The 3,507-nt window shown below is 61.9% G+C and carries 4 protein-coding genes; all 4 read left to right on the top strand.

Annotation, left to right across the window (positions count from 1 at the left end; all coding sequences use genetic code 11):
* Nucleotides 1–352 precede the first annotated feature (352 nt).
* Genes VIW95_RS17020 through VIW95_RS17005 form a run of 4 tightly spaced genes read left to right on the top strand, consistent with a single transcriptional unit; the run spans nt 353 to nt 3,459 of the window.
* On the top strand, nt 353–637 hold the full coding sequence (locus tag VIW95_RS17020) for a hypothetical protein (protein ID WP_331588773.1): 285 nt from the start codon (nt 353–355) through the stop codon (nt 635–637).
* Between the two features lie 3 nt (nt 638–640).
* Nucleotides 641–1,513, top strand: coding sequence for a DUF692 domain-containing protein (locus VIW95_RS17015; protein ID WP_331588771.1), 873 nt, complete (start codon nt 641–643; stop codon nt 1,511–1,513).
* Entirely contained in the window at nt 1,455–2,267 is an 813-nt protein-coding gene (locus tag VIW95_RS17010) for a DNA-binding domain-containing protein (protein ID WP_331588769.1), read from the top strand. Before VIW95_RS17015 ends, VIW95_RS17010 begins: the two co-directional genes overlap by 59 nt.
* Before the next feature lie 55 nt (nt 2,268–2,322).
* On the top strand, nt 2,323–3,459 hold the full coding sequence (locus tag VIW95_RS17005) for a hypothetical protein (protein ID WP_331588767.1): 1,137 nt from the start codon (nt 2,323–2,325) through the stop codon (nt 3,457–3,459).
* Nucleotides 3,460–3,507 lie beyond the last annotated feature (48 nt).

Genomic DNA, 3,507 nt, shown 5'->3' with positions numbered 1-3,507 from the left:
GTCGGGATTGCGCGCCAGCCGTATCGCCATCGTGTACAACGAGTCGAGATGAGGCAGAGCCTCGTCTTCGAATCGCTTGCGACGATCCGCACTGGTGCCGCTCTTGTCCGCCATATGCCGATTTCAGAAACATAGCATCCTGCACCATTGAAATCTTGCATAGAGCCGAAATGTTCCCACTGGCGCTGGTTTATTTGTCGAGATCGTCAGTCCTCGGCCGCCGCGCATCCGGTCCGCACGGCGCTCCGTATTATTGTTTGATGGAACCGCTGCGCGAACGACGGCGTTTAGACTCTAAGCCGAAGCTGTAGTAGCTTCGGCACGTAAGACAATAGTTAAGGAGATGCTGAGTATGACCAAAGCAAAAATTACTGGCGCGATGCTGGCGACGGCGGTCGCTCTGATTTTCGCGAGTAACGCCGCGTATGCTGCGGACAGTACCGACTCGACCGCGGCGGCGTCGCAGGTCAAGTGCGTTGGCGGCAACGCGTGCAAGGGTCAGAGCTTGTGCCAGAGCGCGGAGAGCAGTTGCAAGGGGTCCAATGCCTGCAAGGGCAAGGGCTACGTGATGACGCCGACGGCCAAGGAATGCATCGCGGCAGGCGGCAAGCCGGATACCAGCAAGAAGTCCGACTGAGATATGCAACGTGCGGACTTCCCGATGCTCGGTTACGGCGTCGGACTAAGGCGTCAGCACTACAGCCACGTCCTTGAGACTCGTCCCAAGGTGGATTGGTTCGAGATCGTCTCGGAAAATTTCATGGTTGCCGGCGGACGCGCGCTCGAGGTGCTCGAGGGGGTGCGCGCCAGCTATCCAATCGCGATGCACGGCGTGTCGATGTCGATTGGATCCACCGATCCGCTGAATCGCGACTACCTCAAGCAACTGCGCGATCTCGCGCAGCGCTTCGAGCCGGCGTGGATTTCGGATCATCTATGTTGGACCGGCGTCGGCGGCCGCAATCTTCACGACTTGCTCCCGCTGCCATATACAGAAGAGGCGATCCGTCACGTAGTCGCGCGAATCCGTGAGGTGCAGGACGCGCTCGAGCGGCCGATATTGATCGAAAACGTGTCCAGCTACATGGCGTTCGCGGACTCGACGATGACCGAATGGGAATTCATTTCGGCAATCGCGGACGAAGCCGACTGCGGAATCCTGCTCGACATCAACAACATCTTCGTGAGCGCGTTCAACCATCGTTTCGACGCCAACGAATATATCGACGCAGTGCCGGCCGACCGCGTCGTGCAGTACCATCTCGCCGGGCATAGCGATCACGGGACCTATCTGCTCGACACGCACGATCACCCGGTACGCGACGAAGTGTGGGCACTGTTCGAGCGTGCGGTTCGGCGCTTCGGCGCGGTGTCGGCGATTGTCGAATGGGACGATAACATTCCGGAGTTCGTGGAGTTGGCGAATACAGCGGAACGCGCGCGCGATATTTTCAATGAGTACTCAACTAAGACAACTGGAAAGCCTGCTCTACCGGCTGATCACCGCGCCTAGCGGCGTCGCCGAGGGTCTCGCGGCCGAGCGCGATTTGGATCCGGCGGCGCTCGACGCGATCGTGCACGGCGACGAGCGCCTGTCGGCGGAAGCGCGCGTCGACATCTATGCGAACATGTATTTCTACCGCATCCTCGACGCGCTGAAGGAGGATTTTCCTGCCACGCTCGCAGTCCTCGGCGCCGATAACTTTCATAACCTGGTCACTGGCTATCTGCTCGAATATCCGCCGACCCAGCCGTCGATCTCTCATTGCGGAAATCATCTCGCGGCCTATCTGCGCGATCATCCGCTGCGCGAGCGAGCACCGTTTGTCGCCGATCTCACGCGGCTCGAGCGCGCCAGCGCCGAGGTGTTTCAAGGCCCCGATGCGGCGGCACTGGAACCCAACTCGCTCCGCGCCATCGCGCCTAAAGACTGGCCCACGCTGAAGTTCAAATTGAATCCATCGGCACAGATACTCGCGCTGGATTGGCGAGTCTCGGAATTGTTGCGCGCGGTCGAGGAGCAGAGCGAATGGAAGGCGGCGGAGCAGGGCGCGGTCAAGGTGCTCGTCTGGCGCAGCAACGCGCGCGTCTTCTACCGCGACCTCGAAAAGGTTGAAGCCGATGCGCTCGAGGCGATCTCGCGTGGCGCGGCGTTTGCGGAAATCTGCGACATCGTCGCCGCCTGCCTGGGCAGTGAAGATCCCATCGCCAGGATGAATCGAATGCTCGCGCGATGGCTCTCCGACAGCCTCCTCACTCGCGGATGATCTTTGGCCCGCTCGCGGCTATAAGAATTGTTGAGCGCGCGATGCGGCTCAACTCATGGCTGCGAATCCCAAAACTACCGGCGACTCCATCAGTATCGAGCGGCCCACCAGCCGCGATCAGTTGGATGAATTCGCGCGGCTTCCGTTCCAGGTTTACGGCGGGCGCGAGGCGTGGTGGCCGCCCGACGTGCAGAACGAGATCGATCTGCTGTCGCGGCGCAGCCTGCTCTCGACGCATCTCGAAGTCACTCCCTTCTGCGCGCGGCGCGCTGGGCGGCTCGTCGCGCGCGTCAGCGCGGTCATCAATCGCCGCTACATCGAACATTGGAATGAGCAACTCGGCCAGCTGATTCAGTTCGAGGGACTCGACGGTGAGGACGTCGCCGTTGCCGCGATGCTCGACGAGGCCGTGCAGTTGCTGCGCGAGCGCGGGATGCGCGCAGTGCGCAGCGGCTTCGCGGCGTTTCTCGATTATCCGTACGCGATCGACAACTACGACTCATTGCCGTCGTTCCTGCTGCGCGGAAATCCCGCGTCGTACCATCGCTACTTCAAGGAGGCCGGCTTCGTAACCGAAAAAGGGCAGGTCGATTACACGGCGCCGTTCACGCCCGAAATTCTCGCGCGCTACCGCCGGATGGCCGAGGCTGCCGCCGTTGCCGGCGTTACGATTCAAAGCTGGCGCGAGTACGGATTCCTGGCCGCGATCGACGCGTGGACGGACGTGACCAACGCGGCCTTCGATCGCCATTGGGGATGGAACCCCGTGACGCGCGCCGAAGTGCGCCCGATGCTCACGTCGCTGTGGGAAACTCCGGTCGCCGACCTCTCGATGCTGGCGACGATGGGCAGTGAGTGCGTCGGCGCAGTCTTCTCGGTGCCCGATCTCAGTCCCGCGCTGGCCCGCGTCCGCCGCGGCGTCCGGCTCGATCCCGAACGCGGTGGAGGCACACGCGGCGCACTCATCAATATTGGAGTCGTCGAGCGCGCTCGCGGTCGCGGCGTTGCGCTCGCGATGGCGGCGCGATCGTTCCTCGCGATGGCGCGGCGCAAGATGCGCTTTGCCGGCTATACGCTCGTCCTCGACGACAACTGGGCGTCGCGCCGCACAGCGCTCGGCCTGGGCGCGCACGTCACCGGCAACTTCGTAACCTATCGCCGAGATCTGTATAGTTCAGCGCTTGATGCTTAGTCTCCGCTTCCTCGTGCTGTTCATTCATATCGTTGCCGTGATCGTTGC

This window comes from Binatus sp. (SeqCode) (genome assembly GCF_036522015.1).
Lineage (GTDB): Bacteria > Desulfobacterota > Binatia > Binatales > Binataceae > Binatus.
The sequence above is the reverse complement of the archived record's forward strand: the minus strand, read 5'-3'. Positions and strand labels throughout refer to the sequence as shown.

What these genes read in the sequence shown, in the direction of transcription:
- VIW95_RS17020 (WP_331588773.1), top strand. Translation starts at nt 353, where the DNA reads ATGACCAAAGCAAAAATTACTGGCGCGATGCTGGCGACGGCGGTCGCT.
- VIW95_RS17015 (WP_331588771.1), top strand. Translation starts at nt 641, where the DNA reads ATGCAACGTGCGGACTTCCCGATGCTCGGTTACGGCGTCGGACTAAGG.
- VIW95_RS17010 (WP_331588769.1), top strand. Translation starts at nt 1,455, where the DNA reads ATGAGTACTCAACTAAGACAACTGGAAAGCCTGCTCTACCGGCTGATC.
- VIW95_RS17005 (WP_331588767.1), top strand. Translation starts at nt 2,323, where the DNA reads ATGGCTGCGAATCCCAAAACTACCGGCGACTCCATCAGTATCGAGCGG.